This is a genomic window from Flaviflagellibacter deserti (assembly GCF_042652085.1).
Classification (GTDB): Bacteria; Pseudomonadota; Alphaproteobacteria; order Rhizobiales; family Methylopilaceae; genus Flaviflagellibacter; species Flaviflagellibacter deserti.
In genome coordinates, this window is record NZ_JBHSJF010000005.1 from 250081 (window position 1) to 266197 (window position 16117).

The following is a 16117-nucleotide window of genomic DNA, read 5'->3' on the forward strand; positions in this document are numbered from 1 at the left end:
CGTCAGTGCGCTCCGGGAATGGTCGCGTGCTGGAACAGGACGAGCGATCGGGGCGCAAGTTTGAAGGTCTCGCCGGCGCGAAGCGTGATCGGCTGTTCGCCGCGCACGAGTCCGTCCGGGATGTTCGTGTCGAAGATCTGCACCCACACCTCCCCAGGCAGCATGTCGGCCAGCTTGAAGTCGACCTCTTCGTGCCAGGCGTTCATCATCAGGAGGAAACGCTGGCCGTCCGCTGCGTCGTTGCCGAACTGGAAACCGATCGTGCGCCGAAGTCCGTTGCTCCAGTCGCCCGGCGTCATCTCCCGGCCTTCCGGCACCAGCCAATAACTGTCGCGGAGGATCGATCCGGGAACCTGCGCGCCGGTCAGAAACGTCCGGCGGCGGAACGCATCGTGCGACTGCCTGAGATTGATCGCGGCCTGCGTGAAGGCGAACAGGTCGGGATCCGCCTCGGCCGTCTTCCGCCAGTCGAACCAGTTCGTGTCGTTATCCTGCGCATAGGCGTTGTTGTTGCCGTTCTGCGTGCGCGACTGCTCGTCGCCCATCAAGAGCATCGGCACGCCCTGCGAGAACATTAGCGTCGCGAGGAAATTGCGCTTCTGGCGCGCGCGCAGCTCGTTGATCTCGGGATCGTCGGTCGGGCCTTCGACGCCGCAGTTCCAGCTCAGATTGTGCGAATGGCCGTCGTTGTTGTCCTCGCCATTCGCCTCGTTGTGGCGGTCGTTGTAGCTGACGAGGTCGTTGATGGTGAAACCGTCGTGTGAGGCGATGAAATTGACGGTCGCCCAAGGATGGCGGCCGGTCGGCTCATAGGTTTCACGTGAACCGGCGATGACGCGGCCGAGCGCCGGAAGCTGCGCGTCGTCGCCGCGCCAGAACGCGCGCACCGTGTCGCGGTACTGGTCGTTCCATTCGCTCCACCCGGCCGGAAAATTGCCGACGCGGTATCCGCCGCCGCCGACATCCCACGGCTCGGCGATGAGCTTCACCCGCGACAGGAGGGGATCCTGACCGCACGCCTGCAGGAAGCCCGAGCGGGGATCGAATTCGTAGGGATCGCGCGCAAGCGTCGGCGCCAGATCGAAGCGGAAGCCGTCGATGTGGTAGTTCTCGACCCAGTGACGGAGCGAATCCATCACCATCTGCAGGACGCGCGGATGCGACACATCGAGCGTATTGCCGGTCCCGGTCGAATCCCAGGAATGGCGCGGGCTTTCCGGCGGCAACTTGTAATAGACCGCGTTGTCGATGCCGCGGAACGAGAGCGTCGGGCCGAGATGGTTGCCCTCGCAGGTATGGTTGTAGACGACGTCGAGGATGACCTCGATCCCGGCATCGTGCAGAGCACGGATCGCGCCCTTGAAGCCTGCAACACCTGCCTCGCCGAGATAGCGCGGCTCCGGCGCGAAATAGCCGAGCGTGGAATAGCCCCAATAGTTCTTCAGCCCCTTCTCGACGAGGAAACGGTCGTCGACGAAGGAATGGATCGGCATCAGCTCGATCGCGGTGATGCCGAGCTTCAGCAGATGGTCGATCACCTTCGGATGGCCAAGCGCCGCATAGCTTCCGCGCATCGCCTGCGGGACATCCGGGTGGAGTTGCGTCAGGCCCTTCACATGGGCTTCGTAGAAGATCGTCTCGTTCCACGGTCGGCGCGGCGGACGATCATCGCCCCAATGGTGCGACGGGTCCTCGACCACGCATTTCGGCATCATCCGCGCGCTGTCGCGGCGATCCATCGTCAGATCGGCTCGCTGCGAGCCGATCCGGTAGCCCCACATCGCGTCGTGCCAGCGAAGCTTGCCGGACAAGAGCCGCGCATAGGGGTCGATCAAGAGCTTGTGCGGATTGAAGCGATGGCCGCGGGCGGGATCGTAAGGGCCGTGGACGCGGTAGCCATAGAGCTGTCCCGCGGTCAGGCCCTCGACATAGACGTGCCAGACATTGTCGGTGCGCGCCGGCAACTTGATGCGGGTGATCTCCCGCTCGCCGGTACCTTCGAACAGGCAAAGTTCGACCGCCGTCGCATGTTCCGAAAATAGAGCAAAGTTGACGCCCTTGCCGTCCCAGGTCGCCCCAAGCGGGAACGGCTGGCCGTCGTCGATGCGATTCATATGGAGCGTTCTCACGATGGCGTGCTGCACAGATTGCGCAGTGTCGCTCAACGCACGAGCCCAGGAAGTGGGTCCGGAAGTCAGTATGTTTTTCATCCCATCGATGTTTGGTCAAAGAGTGCAACAACGCCATGGCGTTGCAAGCGCCGGGCCGCATCGCGGGTATGACTATCGCACGCACGCAAGTGGAATGTCCGAGGGACCGACGGATCGGTCACCTCGGGCAACTTGTCCTACATACGCTCGTATTCGGCTCGTCTTACGAGCCCTGGATATTGACGAGATGCGGCCGTATGCGGCGGTCTTTGATCATGCCGCGATAGACGTCGAGATATTGTTCGGTCATTTGCCGGGCGGTGAAGCGTTCCTCGAAGCGGCGGCGGATCATCGGCCGCGACAGCGAATCGAGATTGCGCACCGCGCCGACGGCGCTCGTCTGGTCCTCGACGACGAAGCCGGTGACGCCGTGCTCGACGACTTCGGACACCGACCCGCGATTGAAGGCGATCACCGGCGTGCCGCAGGCCATCGCCTCGATCATGACGAGGCCGAAGGGCTCCGGCCAGTCGACCGGCACCAGGAGAGCGATGGCGCCGCTCAGGAAATCCGCCTTCTGCCCGTCGTTGATCTCGCCGATATACTCAATGCCATCTGTACCCAGATACGGACGGATCGTCTCATCGAAATAGTCCTGATCGGCGCGGTCGACCTTGGCGGCGATCTTCAGCGGCAGGCCGCAGCGCTGGGCGATGTCGATCGCCCGGTCGAGGCGTTTTTCCGGCGAGATACGGCCGAGGAAAGCGAGATAGGAGGGGACGACCGGCTGCGGAGTGAGCAGGTCGGCCGGCAGGCCGTGATGGACCGTCGCGGTCCAGTTCGCCTCCTGTACCGGGCGGCGCTGGGCGTCGGAGATCGATACGACCGGGACCTCGGAGAAGGTCTCGAATACAGGCTGGTGTTCCGGCAGATCGAGACGGCCGTGCAGAGTGGTGACGAAGGGCGTGGACTGACCCGACATCAAGGAAAACGGGTAATAGTCCAGATGGAAATGCATGAGATCGAATTCGTCCGAGCGACGATAGACGTGTTCGATCATCATCATATGGAGCGCGTTGGGATCGCGCACCGTACCGTCGAGACGGAGCGCCCTCGGCCAGATTGCCTCGAGCTTCGCACTCGTCCTTGAGTCGCCACTGGCGAAGAGCGTGACGTCGTGTCCGAGCGCGACCAGTTCCTCGGTCAGCCACGAGATCACTCGTTCGGTCCCGCCGTAAAGCGTGGGCGGCACGGCTTCGGTCAACGGGGCGATTTGTGCAATCCTCATGGAAGCTCCTTTTCCGACCTTGAGCTGCGGTGCGCCTCGCTTGCGAGGCCCGCGAACTTGAAAAAGGAAATGTGTTCATAGTTGAACGAGATAGCGGCGTTCTCCTGCGCGATGTCGGCGATTGAGCCGACCGCTCGGAACCGATGCGCGCACTCCGTCATTCCTCGCCAAGGAAGCGCCAAACTTCTGATTGATTTGCTGGATACGAGTTGCAATGCCCGGTGCACGGCGGGCCAAGCCATCTCACAGCGCGAAGGTACTCACTGCCGATGGACGACCTTTGCCGTTATGCGGAACGGCCGTTGGCGTTTTTCGCCCGCTATATCGGCCGCCACCGCCCGCTTCATATCGTCATCGTGCTGGCCGTACTCGGAGCCGTTGCGTGCTCCGTCAGCACTCAATACGGCATCAAGCTGCTGATCGATTCACTGTCGTCGCCCCCAGGCTACGGCTATAGCCCGTGGGTCGCCTTCGCGATCCTGCTGTCCTTCATCGTCGCCGACAACCTGCTCTGGCGCGTGGCGAGTTGGAATGCCAGCCATGCGTTCGTGGACGTCACGGGCGATCTGCGGTCGGACCTCTTCCGCCATCTCACCGGGCACGCGCCGACGTACTTCGCGGACCGCCTGCCTGGCGTGCTGACGAGCCGCGTCACCGCGACATCCAACGCCGTCTTCCAGATCGAGAACATGTTCGTCTGGAACGTCATGCCGCCCTGCGTCGCGACCGTCGGCGCCATTGTTTTCCTCGGCCTGGTCAGCCTCCAGATGGCGGCCGTGCTGGTGATGGTCGCTGGCGCGATGATGCTGGTGATGTTCCGCATCGCCGCCAAAGGCCGGCCCCTCCATCACGATTTCGCGGACAAGGCCGCCGCCGTCGATGGCGAGATGATCGACGTCGTCGGCAACATCGCTCTGGTGCGGGCCTTCGGCGCCATCGGGCGCGAGCATCTGCGCTTCGACGCCACCGTCGCCGAGGAAATGACTGCGCGCCGGCGCAGCCTCCTTTACCTGGAGAAGCTTCGCCTGCTGCACGCCCTCGTCGTCGTGGTCATGACGCTCGTCCTGCTCGGCTGGGTGATTTCGCTGTGGCAGAACGGGCGGGCGACCGCGGGCGACGTGGTGCTCGTCTGCACGCTCGGCATCGCCGTGCTCAGCGCGACGCGTGACCTCGCCGTCGCCCTCGTCGACGTGACCCAGCACATGGCCCGCCTGTCGGAGGCGCTGGCGACGTTGCTCTCGCCGCATGAGATGCGCGACCACCCCAACGCCGCCGCCCTCGTGCCCAAAGGGACTCGCATCACGTTCGAAAACATCTCGTTCCAATACCCGAACGGGAAGCGGGTCTTCGACAGCTTCAGCGTGGACATCGAGCCGGGACAGCGCGTCGGACTCGTCGGTTCCTCGGGCGGCGGCAAATCGACATTGGTCGCGCTCCTCCAACGGTTCTACGAACCGGAGAGCGGCCGCATCCTCATCGACGGGCAGAACATCGCCCTAACCACCGAGGACAGCCTGCGCGAGAGCATCGCGGTCGTTCCGCAGGATACAGCGCTGCTCAACCGCACGCTGCTCGAAAACATCCGCTACGGCCGGCCCGACGCCGCCGATGACGAGGTCTGGGAGGCCGCGATCGCGGCGCGGTGCAGGCCCTTCATCGAGAACCTGCCGCTGGGCCTCGACACGGTGGTCGGCGATCGCGGCCTGAAACTGTCGGGCGGGCAGCGCCAGCGCATCGCCATCGCCCGCGCCTTCCTCAAGAATGCGCCTCTCCTCATACTCGACGAGGCGACCTCGGCCCTCGACACCGAGGCGGAGGAGGCGATCCGCGAGGCTCTCGAGCGGCTGATGACCGGGCGCACCGTCATCGCCATCGCCCACCGCCTTTCCACGCTGCGCGAGTTCGATCGCATCCTTGTCATGCGCGGCGGCAAGCTCGTGGAAGACGGCGCCCCCGAGGACTTGATGCGCGGAGAAAGCGTCTACGGCGGGCTGGTGAACCGCGAACTGAGCCGCCTGGCGGTCCAGACCGCTTGAACGGTCGTCGAATAGAGGTCGCGATCGCCGCAACAATTTGCACACCAGCATCCGACAGACTTTCGACACGGTCGTGATTCGTGTCTAAGGTGCGGTCCTCACTGCGATTCCTGCGCCAAGATGCTCGTCGACCACAGCTCGCTCATGCTGGCCATCGCGTTCTCGGGCGCGGCGCTGAGCATTACGCTGTTCGCAAGCTGGCTGAGCTCTCGCACGGAGAGCTTCCTTCTCACCTGGGCCGCCGGCACGCTGTTCGTCGTCGTCAGCGCGGCGAGCTTCAGCTACTACCAGCAGAAGCCCGGACCCTGGTGGGCGCTCCTGTCGATGAGCTGCCTCTCGATCGGCCTGTCGATCGTCTATGGCGCAGCCATCCAGTTTCGCCGTCGCGTCATGGCCGCTACGCAGATCGGCATCTCGATCCTGGCGACGCTTCTGCCGATGGGGATTTTCTTTCCATGGGGCTATGCCGGGCTCGGCTTCATCTCCGCCAATCTCGGCGCGATGGTCGTCCTGTTCCTCACATCCGTGGAACTCTGGCAGGCCCGGCGCGAATCCCCCGTCCAGATCGTCAGCCTCGTCATCCTCTACGCCGTGACTGGCGTCTCGTTCGGACTGTGCGCGATCCCGATCGCGATGAACTCGCCGCTCCACATGGAGGGGCCGCCGCAGAACTGGGCGGAGAACATCAACGCCGTCGTGTCGATCATCAGCGTCACCGGCATCGGCGCGATCTCGCTGTCGCTGCATCAGTCGCGGATCGCGCTGCGCCACCAATCCGACGCCCTGACCGACGCGCTGACGGGGCTGATGAACCGCCGCGCCTTGTTCAACAAGCACGGCAATCTCCCCTCCGGCGCGGGTGTCGTCCTGTTCGATCTCGATTTCTTCAAGAGCATCAACGACATGTACGGCCACGACACCGGTGACCGCGTGCTCCGCCGCTTCTCCGAGGTGCTATCCGATCATCTTCGCCCCGCCGACACCGCGGCTCGCCTCGGCGGCGAGGAGTTCGCGCTGGTAATGCCGCGCGGCAGCCGCGAACTTACGATGATGATGGCCGAGACGATCCGCACCACGTTCGAGGCCGAGGAGCTCGACACCGATATCGGTGCCTTTTCCTGCACGGTCAGCGCCGGCGTCGCCTATGTGCGCGGCGAGCCCGAGACCCTCGATGCCGTGCTGAACCGCGCCGACGGCGCGCTCTACGAGGCCAAGCGGCAGGGCCGCAACCGCGTCCGCATGGCCAAGGCCGATCAGTCTACTTCTTCCGGCGTCTTGCACCTTCCAAGACGGGCTTGAGCGATTGCTTGGCGTCGAAGAAGCCGGCCCAGGGATCGCTTTTCAGGTTTTCGAGACGGCGCGGCAGGTTCGTGACGTTGAAGTGGTTGCCCTTCACGTCCGGGCCGAGTTCATCCCACGTCAGAGGGGTGGCGACGGGAGCACCGCTCCGCGCCCGCGTCGAATAGGCGGCGACCGCCGTCGCGCCCTGCCCGTTCCTGAGATAATCGACGAAAACCTTCCCGGTCCGGACCTTCTTCGCCATGGTCGAGACGTAACGGTCCGGGCTGTCGGCGGCCATGCTCTCGGCGATCACCCGACAGAACGCCTTCACCTCGTTCCACTCCACCTCCGGCGCGAGCGGCACGACAACATGCAGGCCCTTGCCGCCGGTCGTCTTCACGAAGCTGTCGAGGCCGAGGCCCTGCATCCGCTCACGCGCCTCCCGCGCGCCCTGCACCACCGCCGACCACGGCACGTCGTCGCCGGGATCGAGGTCGAAGATCAGCCGGTCGGCCTTGGTAAGTTTGCCTTCGCGCGAACCCCAGGGATGGATTTCCAGAACGCCTGCCTGCACCAGCGAGACGAGCCCGGCGAGATCGTCGATCACCATCATCTTCTCGTCGTCGCCCGGCACCTCGATCTCGCGGATCGCCTTTCCTAGACCGGCCCAGGCATGCTTCTGGAAGAAGCACTGCTTCTGCGAGCCGGACGGGCAGCGGACCAGCGACAGCGGCCGACCGACAAGATGCGGCAGCACCCAGTCGGCGATCTCGGCATAGAACTCGGCGAGGCCCTGCTTCGTGACGCCCTGCTCTTCCCAGAGCACGCGCTCGGGATGGCTCAGCGCCACGCCCGCCACCGTCACGCCCTTGCCGACGATCTTCGTATCCTTGCGCTCGGCCCTCGGGGCGGGCTCGGCCTGTTGGGGCGCATCCTTTGGAACTTCGCGCACTACGTCCTTGGCCTCCTTGTCCTCGCGAAGCCCCTTGAAGCTCGCATGGCGGAGCGACCCGTCATGGGTCCAGCCGCGGAACTCGATCTCGGCGACGAGTTCCGGCCGCGCCCAGACTACGCCACGCCGTTCGTCGGCGGAAAGCTTGGCCGCGAAGGGCGACGCATCGGCTTTCCTCTCGTCGAGGACCTTCCAGAGGTCGCGCGCGACGGTCTGCGTATAGCCGGTGCCGACCCGGCCGATATGGATCAGCTTTCCCTTGTCGTAATAGCCCATGACCAGCGAGCCGATCGCCTTGGCCGAGGCCGTCGACGGCACATAGCCGGCGATCACGAATTCCGACCGCTGCGTGCATTTCACCTTCAGCCATTGATCGCCCCGGCCCGAGCGGTAGGGCGCATCGGCCCGCTTGCAGATGATTCCTTCCAGCCCGAGGCGGCAGGCATGGCGGATCATCGCCTCGCCGTCGCTCTCGATATGCTCGCTGTATCTGAGCTTGTCGTGCGGCGCCCCGGCGATCAGCCCCGCCAGCGTCTCTTTGCGCTCAACCAGCGAAAGCGGCGTGAGATCGCGGCCGTCGAGATGCAGCAGATCGAAGGCGTAATACATCGCCTTTCCGCTCACGAGCCTGCCGCCCCGTCCTCCCAGATCCTGCTGGAGCGCCGAGAAGCTGGATATCCCGCTCTCGTCCTCGACCACCGCCTCCCCGTCGATCAGCGCGGTCTCGGCCGGAATGCCCTTGATCGCCTCGGCCACGCCCGGAAAGCGGTGCGTCCAGTCGAGCCCGTTACGGGTCAGCAGTTGGACATTGCCATGGTCGAGCCGCGCCTGCAGCCGGTAGCCGTCGAACTTGACCTCATGCACCCAGTTCCCGCCGTTCCGGGGCTTGGCGACGAGCGTCGCCAGCGCCGGCGGCACGAAATCCGGAAGCTTGGCGGCCTTGGTTCCCTTCGGAACAACCGTCGCCGGCCGTTTCGAAGCGGGATCGGCGCTGGTCTTGACGCCTTTCGGCTTGGTTTCCTCCGCCGAGTGGACACTGTCGCCGCGGTTTGAATTCCACACCCTGTCGCCGTCGCTGGCGATCTCCGGGATGGTCCGCCCCGAGACGACCGAGCGATCCTCCTCTTCGAGGATATCCGGATCGCCGTCCTCTCTCGCCCATTCGTCGTCCGACTTGATCAGCAGCCAGGAATCCGTCTTCTCGCGCGGCCGGCGCTTCAGCCGGACGAGGTGCCAGCGACCGTGGAGCTTCTCGCCGCTGAGCGACAGTTCGAGGTGACCCTTCTTGAGGCCGTAATGCGGGTCGCCATCCGGCTCCCACGTCCCCCGGTCCCAGATCATCACCGTCCCGCCGCCATACTGGCCCTTCGGGATGATGCCCTCGAAGGAGTTGTAAGCGATCGGGTGATCCTCGGTCTGGACCGCGAGCCGTTTCTCGCCAGGCACGAGGCTCGGCCCGCGCGTCACCGCCCAGCTCTTCATCACGCCGTCGAGTTCCAGCCGGAAATCGTAATGAAGCCGCGTCGCGTCGTGCTTCTGGATGACGAATGAATTCCCCCTCGCCTTGCCCACGTCCGGGCCCGGTTCGGCGGTTTTCGAGAAGTCGCGCTTGGCGCGATAGGCTTCGAGGGCTTTTGGCACGCGGATTCAATTCAGCGTGGCCGGAGTCGTTCCAGATAACGTCAACCGTCGCCTGGACCGCGCGTGGCGAAGCCGTCGCGTGATCGCATAAGTGCGCCGCAGGCGCTCTATAGATATTGAGCTTCGCGAGTAGACGCTGAGTCCCGGTTCTCGGAATCGGCTACGCCCACCCGGACCGGGACACTGGAAGTATCAGATCGCCACCAGATGCAGCCCGCGCGCCTTGATCCGGCACTCGTTTGCCCGCGACCGCGCCACCTTGGCGTCGGCGGAACCGGGTTCGAGCTTGATGAACTGCTCCCACACCGGCAGCGCCTCGGCGAAGCGGCCCAGTTCATAGAGCAGCAGCGCCAGATTGTACGCCGCGTCCGGATATTCATGGTCGATCGCGAGCGCCGTGCAGTAATGCGTCACCGCCTCGTCCTTCCGGCCCGCATCCTCGGCCGAGACGGCGAGGTTGAACCAGGCTTCCGGGAACAGCGGCGCACGGTTGAGCGCCATCCGCCACGCGATCCGCGCTTCCGCCTTGCGGTCCTGCGCGTCAAGCACATTGCCGAGATTGAACGGCGCGATCGGATCGGTGCGGTCGAGCTTGGCGGCTAGATCGTAGAGCCGTTCGGCGAGAGCGAGATCGCCCTCTTCCTCGGCGTCTTCGGCGCATTCGACGACCGCGTCGACATCCTCCGGCGGTGCCTCGAGCGGCAGCGGGAACTGTCCGTCGAGCGCGGTCGCGACACCGTCGATCTCACGGACGACCGTCCCGGTGTCGGAGACACCCAGCTTCACTTCCGAGAGCCGTAGCCCCTGCGCCCTGAGATCGACCGCCGCCGCGACGAGTTCGGCGAATTCGCAGCCCGCCCGCATCAGCCTCGCGGTTTCCTTCGCCGTCACGAGATCGCGGTAGCCGTAAAGACCGCCGACCGGCTCGATGACGTCGAACAGCGAAAGCCAGAACAGAAGTTCCTCGTCGAGCCCGGACAGACGCCCGAGTTCGGCGCAGTCCATCCACCGGTGCTCGTCCGCCGGCGGCGGCTTCAGCCCGAGGCTGCGCTGGAGGGAGAGTTCGCTGATCAGCGCCGCCTGATCGGGCATGCGCTCCAGCGCGTCCATCAGACGCGAACCGGACAAGAGCTCGCGTGCCGCGCCGCTTGCGATAGCGACAAGGGTAACACGCTTCTTGAGGCGGTAGTGGAGGCTTGCGCCCGCCTTGGCTACGGCGGCGTTGAGCTGATTGCGGCTTAGACCGTTAACTCGGCCCAAGACATAAACTGAAGCGCGGCTGAGATCGTACATCCCCACCCACTCTGAACGCTGACACGAATCACGTTCGACAGGGATGAGTCTGAGCCCGAACCGTTAAGATTCGAAGACATTTTTTGGGCGCGGGGGATAACCTTTATCCCGCCGCCCGCTTCTTCGTTGGTTTCTCGGCGCTTTTCGAGGCCGAACCTCTTTTCGCGCTTTTCGCCGCCGGCCGCCGCTGCGGCTTTTCCTCCGCTGCCGGCTCCTCTTCGGCCGCTCTGCCGCCCTTTTCGCTTTCGATCGAGCGGCGCAGGGCATCCATCAAATTGACGACGTTCGACTGCTTGGCCTGCTTCGGCGCCTCGATCGTCTTGCCCTGCTGCTTGGCGTTCAGCATCTCGATCAGAGCGTTCTCGTACCGATCCTCGAACTTCTCGGGATCGAAATGGCCCTTCTTCTTGCTGATGATGTGAGTCGCCAGGTCCAGCATGTCCTCGGGGATATCGATCTTCCTGATGTCGCCGAAATAGGTGTCGTCGTCCCGGACCTCGTATTTGTAGCGGATATTGGTCAGCAGGATGCCCTTGCCACGCGGCTGCAGTAGGACGATCCGCTCGCGCCGCTGCAGGACCAGCCGGCCGATGCCGACGACCTTTTCTCTCGCCATAGCCTCGCGGATCACGGCGAATGCTTCCTCGGCGACCTTGTCGTCCGGCGCCAGATAGTGGGACGCATCGAGATAGACCGGATCGACCTCGTGCTCCGGCACGAACTGCTCGATGTCAATCGTGTGCGTGCTCTCGATCTGCACCTTCTCGAGGTCCTCGTCCTCGACGGTGACGTAATGTCCCTTCGAGAACTCGTAGCCCTTCACCCGGTCCTCGCGGTCGACCACCTCCTCGGTGTCGGCATCGATCATCTGCTGCTTCAGCCGGTTTCCGGTCGCGCGGTTCAGTGTGTGGAACGATATCCGCTCGCTTGCCGTGTTCGCCGGATAGAGCGCGACGGCGCAGGAGACGAGGGAGAGTTTCAGGTAGCCCTTCCAGGACGCACGCGGGGCCATGACGAGGTTCCTTCGCTACGCAAGGTTCCTGACCAAACGGGCGTGGAGGGTGTGCGGTTCCAGCGACATCGAAGGCGGAAAATAAAAAGCCGGACAGCGACTGGTCGCTGTCCGGCTTAAAAGACCTGCCAAAGCGAGGGGCTGGGGGGCTGAGAAGTCGCCTCGGCTTGGTCTTACAAGGAAAACTCGCTTCCCCGATTGGGGTTCCGCCGGGTTCAAAAAAAATTTGACCCGGCGGAAATTTTCGAACCGCTATTTCCCGCGCAGAGCGTCCTTCACACCGCCGATGAAATTGCGCGCCTTGCCTTCGGCCTTGTCGGCGTGGCCTTCGGCCTCGAGCTTGCGATCGCCCGTCAGCTTGCCGGCGCCTGCCTTCATGCTGCCCTTGGCCTGTTGGGCTGAGCCCGCGATGCGTTCCTTGTCGACCATCTGGTTCTCCCTTGCCCGCTGAGACGGGGCTGATTGAAGAACGCGCCGGAGTCAGACAGGTTGCCTGCCGGCCGCCTCTTCTTCGAGGATCGCCTTTAGCCCCGCGCGATAAGTCGGATAGAGCAGGTCGACGCCGAGTTCGGTTCGCACACGCGTATTCCTGATGCGCTTGTTCTCCGCCCAGAAGCTCTTAGCCATTTCGGACATCTGCGCCTCGTCGAACGGCACGACCGGTGATGGCTCCATTCCCAGCAGACCTGCGGCGTACGCGACCACTTCGTGCTGAGGCACCGGCTCGTCGTCACCGAGATTGAACACGGGCCCCGCCTCGGGATGCTCGATCGCGGCCTTGAGCACGGCGGCGATGTCGTCGACATGAATGCGGTTGAACACCTGGTCCGGTTTGTGAAGCCGCCTCGCCTTCCCCTCGCGCAGGCCGTCGAAGACGCTGTTGCCTGGCCCGTAGATTCCGGAAAGCCGGAAAATCTGGACCGCCCGTCCTGGAGCCGCGAGCGTCCGCCATTCCTCCTCGGCATCGAGCCTTCGGCGCGAGCGGGCGCTTTTCGGCGCGGTTTCGGTCTCCTCGTCGATCCAGCGGCCGCCGTGATCGCCATAGACACCGGTCGTGGAGAGATAACCGACCCAGACGAGGTCGATGCTCTCGCCCAGCGTATGACCGAGAGCCGTGAACGCCGGATCGCCATCCTCGCTTGGCGGCACCGAGACCAGCACATGCGTCGCGGCCTTGGCCGCGACGACGAGTTCGGGAGACAGCGGGATACCCGTCACGAGCCGATAGGCGTCATAGCCCTCGCTCTTCAGATGCTCGATCTTCTCGGCGGTTCGCGCCGTTACCGAGACCGTCTCGAACATCCCGCCATGCCGCTCGACGAACCGCCGCGCGGTATAGCCGAAACCGAGGACGAGAAGCCGCCTCACCCGCTCAGAAGTCCAGGTCGGCGTAGACTGGCGAGGGCGCCATGCCGAGCACGCGGTCCTCGAACAGGGTGCGGAAGCTCGGCCGCGACTTCACGCGGGCGTACCAGTCGCGCGCCACCGCGTCCTCGTCCCACGGCACGTCGCCGAGATAATCGACGCAGGACAGATGCGCCGCCGCCGCGAGATCGGCATAGCTCAACGCTTCGCCCGCAAGCCATTTCCGCTGGCGGATGAGATAGCCGATATATTTCAGGTGATAGCGGATGTTCGACTTCGCCGCCCGGAACACCGCCGGGTCGGGCGGACCGCCGCCGACATCGCCCGGCATGAAGCGCTTGTAGATCTTCTCGTGGACGAGCGGCTCGGAGACCTCCGCGCCGAACTTCTCCGTAAACCACGCCACAAGGCGCCGCACCTCGACACGGGCGCTCGGATTCTCGGGAAGCAGCCGACGATCGTTCAGGGCGAGACCCCGGGTTTCGTCGAGCCATTCCGCGATGATCCTGGACCCCGGCACCGAGGCGATCTGCTCCTCGACCAGCACCGGGGTGGTGCCAGCCGGATTCAGGGCCAGGAACGCCTCGCGGCGCTCCCAGACTTTTTCCTCGATGAGATCGGCCTCGATCCCCATCTCGGCGATGGAGAGCCGGATGAAGCGGGAATGCGGGCAAAACGGGTGATGATAGAGAATCGCCATTAACCGGCCCGAAAACAGCACACTACTTTTGGAGAAGGCGGGCGGGACACTGTGCGCGTGGCACGCGACCGATGCTCCGTATAGAACTTCCGACCGGGTCCGGGCAACAGATTCGCATTCCGGGCGACGGGGGACAGCATGGATCTCAGCCGGGTTCTCGACGCGCTCATCCTCGGCGTAGTGGAAGGCGCCACGGAGTTCATCCCGGTCTCATCCACCGGCCATATCCTTCTGCTCGGCCATTTTCTCGGCTTCGAGTCGACGGGCAAGACCTTCGAAGTGCTGATCCAGCTCGGCGCGATCCTCGCCATCCTGTCGGTCTATTTCGGCCGCCTGTGGTCGATCGCGACCGCCTTGCCGAGCGATCCCTCGGCGCGCCGCTTCGTCATCGGCATCCTGGTTGCATTCCTGCCCGCCGCGGTCATCGGCGCCATCGCGCACGATTTCATCAAGACGGTGCTGTTCGAATCGCCGATGACGATCTGCGTCTCGCTGATCATCGGCGGCCTGGCACTGCTCTGGATCGACAATATGTCGCTCACACCGCGCTACACCGATGCGACCAAGTTCCCGCTGACGACCTGCCTCGCGATCGGCTTCATCCAGTGCCTCGCCATGATCCCCGGCGTCTCCCGCTCCGGCTCGACCATTGCCGGCGCGCTGCTTCTCGGCGCCGACAAGCGCGCCGCGGCGGAGTTCTCGTTCTTCCTGGCCATGCCGACCATGGCCGGCGCCTTCGCCTACGACCTCTACAAGAACCGAGACAATCTATCGTCCGACGACCTCGTGATCACCGCGATCGGCTTCGTCGCCGCCTTCGTCATGGCCGTGATCGTGGTCCGCTGGGTGCTGGACTACGTCAACCGCCACGGCTTCGCGCTGTTCGCATGGTGGCGGCTGATCGTAGGCTCGGCCGGCATCGCCGGCCTGCTCGTCTACGGCTGAGCCGTCAGCCCAGCTGTTCCTCGATACTGCGGGTCTTTTCCATGACCACGTCGCCGGTGTGCTTCGTGGTCACCGTCTCGATCAGGACAATCCAGCACTCTTCCTCGGCAACGGGATTGTGCATCACGCCTTTCGGAACGACGCAGAATTCGCCGGGATTGAGGACGACGTCGCGTCCGCCCTCGAACTGGATGACGAGCCGCCCCCTCACGACCTGAAAGAGTTCGTCCTCGTCGTCATGCTTGTGCCAGGTCAGCTCGCCCTTAACCTTGGCGACCTTGACGTACTGGTCGTTGACCCGGCCGACGACCTTCGGCGACCAGTGCTCGGTCACCTCATCGAATGCCCGTTCGAGATTGATGGTCTGCATGGCGCGCTTCTGCTCGCGATCCGCCTGCGGCTTCGTCAGGCCAGATGAACGTCCGTGAACTGACCGGCCTTGCGGTAGCGATAGAGATATTCCGGCACGACGGTCTCGATGCCCGTCGGATGTATGCCGAGACCTTCCAGCGTCAATCCCGCTCTGATCGCCGCGTCGGAAACCACATTGTCGGTCTCGAGCAACTTCACCTGGTCGACCGTCAGCAGCGGCTTCGGCAGAATCTGCAGCACACTCGCCTGGAGACGGGCGATCGCGAATGGCAGTGAAACCAGCAGGCGCCGACGGCCGATCACCTGCATGATGTATTCCATCAACTCACGGAACGTCCGCGTCTCGGGCCCGCCGAGCTCATAAGTCGCACCCGGCTTGGCCCTGCCCTCGATCGCGAGGGCGACGGCCGTCGCGACATCGGCGGCGAACACCGGCTGGAACTTGGTATGACCGCCACCGATGAGCGGCAGCACCGGCGACAGGCGCGCCATTTCGGCGAAACGGTTGAAGAAGCTGTCCTCGGGTCCGAACACGATCGATGGGCGGATGATGACCGCTTCCTCCACCGTGCTCAGGACCGCCCGCTCGCCGGCCGCCTTGGAGCGGGCATAGGCCGAAGCCGAATCGGCGTTCGCGCCGAGCGCCGAGATCTGAACGAGATTCTTGATGCCGGCCTTCTTGGCGGCCTCGGCGATTCGCCGCGCGCCCTGCACATGGACCTCGTCGAAGGTCTGGCGGCCGCTTTCATGAAGAATGCCGACGAGGTTCACGACCGCGTCCGAACCTTCGATGGCGCGCTGGATCGACGCGGCATAGCGGACATTCGCCTGCACCGACATGATCTGGCCGACCGAGCCGAGCGGCTGGAGGTGCTGCGCGAGGTCCGGGCGGCGCACCGCATTGCGCACGCGCCAGCCGCGTTCGGCCAGAGCGCGCACTACGTGACGCCCGACAAATCCCGAGCCGCCGAATACGGTTACGATCCGATCGGAAACCATCGCGCGCGGCATTGCTGGACCTCTTCTAGACAGCGTTGTGACTACCTAAGCCAACCCTACGAAACCGTCCAGAGCGCCGTTGA

Annotated in this window: 12 protein-coding genes and 1 pseudogene; 3 read left to right on the forward strand and 10 right to left on the reverse strand. The window is 64.3% G+C overall.

Annotated features, from left to right (window positions below; all coding sequences use genetic code 11):
• Positions 1 to 2: 2 nt before the first annotated feature.
• Both glgX and ACFPFW_RS05925 read right to left on the reverse strand, forming a co-directional pair.
• The gene (gene glgX / locus ACFPFW_RS05920; RefSeq protein WP_114957038.1) at positions 3 to 2114 is read right to left on the reverse strand and encodes a glycogen debranching protein GlgX; all 2112 of its coding nucleotides are present in this window, start codon (positions 2112 to 2114) and stop codon (positions 3 to 5) included.
• A gap of 259 nt (positions 2115 to 2373) precedes the next feature.
• Entirely contained in the window at positions 2374 to 3438 is a 1065-nt protein-coding gene (locus ACFPFW_RS05925; protein ID WP_114957039.1) for a glycosyltransferase family 4 protein, read from the reverse strand.
• A gap of 269 nt (positions 3439 to 3707) precedes the next feature.
• Here ACFPFW_RS05925 and ACFPFW_RS05930 point away from each other — a divergent pair, with 269 nt between their 5' ends.
• Together ACFPFW_RS05930 and ACFPFW_RS05935 are read left to right on the forward strand one after the other, a co-directional pair.
• Positions 3708 to 5474, forward strand: a complete 1767-nt coding sequence (locus tag ACFPFW_RS05930) for an ABC transporter ATP-binding protein (RefSeq protein WP_114957040.1) — start codon at positions 3708 to 3710, stop codon at positions 5472 to 5474.
• 120 nt (positions 5475 to 5594) lie between these two features.
• Positions 5595 to 6773 (forward strand): GGDEF domain-containing protein, encoded by a 1179-nt coding sequence (locus ACFPFW_RS05935; RefSeq protein ID WP_114957041.1) that lies wholly within the window; start codon positions 5595 to 5597, stop codon positions 6771 to 6773.
• Here the strand turns inward: ACFPFW_RS05935 and ligD are convergent.
• The 6 genes and pseudogenes from ligD to ACFPFW_RS05965 all read right to left on the reverse strand — a co-directional run bounded on the left by ligD (position 6733) and on the right by ACFPFW_RS05965 (position 13718).
• Positions 6733 to 9348, reverse strand: a complete 2616-nt coding sequence (gene ligD / locus ACFPFW_RS05940) for a DNA ligase D (RefSeq protein ID WP_114957042.1) — start codon at positions 9346 to 9348, stop codon at positions 6733 to 6735. The genes ACFPFW_RS05935 and ligD overlap by 41 nt on opposite strands.
• A gap of 192 nt (positions 9349 to 9540) precedes the next feature.
• Entirely contained in the window at positions 9541 to 10641 is a 1101-nt protein-coding gene (locus ACFPFW_RS05945; RefSeq protein ID WP_114957043.1) for a tetratricopeptide repeat protein, read from the reverse strand.
• Between the two features lie 103 nt (positions 10642 to 10744).
• Positions 10745 to 11653, reverse strand: coding sequence for a non-homologous end joining protein Ku (ku, locus tag ACFPFW_RS05950; protein ID WP_114957044.1), 909 nt, complete (start codon positions 11651 to 11653; stop codon positions 10745 to 10747).
• A 321-nt stretch (positions 11654 to 11974) separates the two neighbouring features.
• Positions 11975 to 12082: pseudogene (locus ACFPFW_RS05955) on the reverse strand (CsbD family protein); the annotation flags it as partial.
• Between the two features lie 51 nt (positions 12083 to 12133).
• Positions 12134 to 13021: an SDR family oxidoreductase gene (locus ACFPFW_RS05960; RefSeq protein ID WP_379769833.1), complete on the reverse strand. Its 888-nt coding sequence runs from the start codon at positions 13019 to 13021 to the stop codon at positions 12134 to 12136.
• A 4-nt stretch (positions 13022 to 13025) separates the two neighbouring features.
• Entirely contained in the window at positions 13026 to 13718 is a 693-nt protein-coding gene (locus tag ACFPFW_RS05965; RefSeq protein ID WP_114957046.1) for a glutathione S-transferase family protein, read from the reverse strand.
• Between the two features lie 138 nt (positions 13719 to 13856).
• On the opposite strand from ACFPFW_RS05965, the gene ACFPFW_RS05970 reads away from it, so the two are divergent.
• On the forward strand, positions 13857 to 14663 hold the full coding sequence (locus tag ACFPFW_RS05970; RefSeq protein ID WP_114957047.1) for an undecaprenyl-diphosphate phosphatase: 807 nt from the start codon (positions 13857 to 13859) through the stop codon (positions 14661 to 14663).
• A gap of 4 nt (positions 14664 to 14667) precedes the next feature.
• Here the strand turns inward: ACFPFW_RS05970 and ACFPFW_RS05975 are convergent, their stop codons facing one another.
• A complete protein-coding gene (locus ACFPFW_RS05975) occupies positions 14668 to 15033 on the reverse strand; it encodes a cupin domain-containing protein (RefSeq protein WP_114957048.1) in 366 nt (121 codons plus the stop codon).
• A 35-nt stretch (positions 15034 to 15068) separates the two neighbouring features.
• The gene (locus ACFPFW_RS05980; RefSeq protein ID WP_114957049.1) at positions 15069 to 16046 is read right to left on the reverse strand and encodes a complex I NDUFA9 subunit family protein; all 978 of its coding nucleotides are present in this window, start codon (positions 16044 to 16046) and stop codon (positions 15069 to 15071) included.
• Positions 16047 to 16117 lie beyond the last annotated feature (71 nt).

What these genes read in the sequence shown, in the direction of transcription:
- glgX (WP_114957038.1), bottom strand. Translation starts at nt 2,114, where the DNA reads ATGAATCGCATCGACGACGGCCAGCCGTTCCCGCTTGGGGCGACCTGG.
- ACFPFW_RS05925 (WP_114957039.1), bottom strand. Translation starts at nt 3,438, where the DNA reads ATGAGGATTGCACAAATCGCCCCGTTGACCGAAGCCGTGCCGCCCACG.
- ACFPFW_RS05930 (WP_114957040.1), top strand. Translation starts at nt 3,708, where the DNA reads ATGGACGACCTTTGCCGTTATGCGGAACGGCCGTTGGCGTTTTTCGCC.
- ACFPFW_RS05935 (WP_114957041.1), top strand. Translation starts at nt 5,595, where the DNA reads ATGCTCGTCGACCACAGCTCGCTCATGCTGGCCATCGCGTTCTCGGGC.
- ACFPFW_RS05945 (WP_114957043.1), bottom strand. Translation starts at nt 10,641, where the DNA reads ATGTACGATCTCAGCCGCGCTTCAGTTTATGTCTTGGGCCGAGTTAAC.
- ku (WP_114957044.1), bottom strand. Translation starts at nt 11,653, where the DNA reads ATGGCCCCGCGTGCGTCCTGGAAGGGCTACCTGAAACTCTCCCTCGTC.
- ACFPFW_RS05965 (WP_114957046.1), bottom strand. Translation starts at nt 13,718, where the DNA reads ATGGCGATTCTCTATCATCACCCGTTTTGCCCGCATTCCCGCTTCATC.
- ACFPFW_RS05970 (WP_114957047.1), top strand. Translation starts at nt 13,857, where the DNA reads ATGGATCTCAGCCGGGTTCTCGACGCGCTCATCCTCGGCGTAGTGGAA.
- ACFPFW_RS05975 (WP_114957048.1), bottom strand. Translation starts at nt 15,033, where the DNA reads ATGCAGACCATCAATCTCGAACGGGCATTCGATGAGGTGACCGAGCAC.
- ACFPFW_RS05980 (WP_114957049.1), bottom strand. Translation starts at nt 16,046, where the DNA reads ATGCCGCGCGCGATGGTTTCCGATCGGATCGTAACCGTATTCGGCGGC.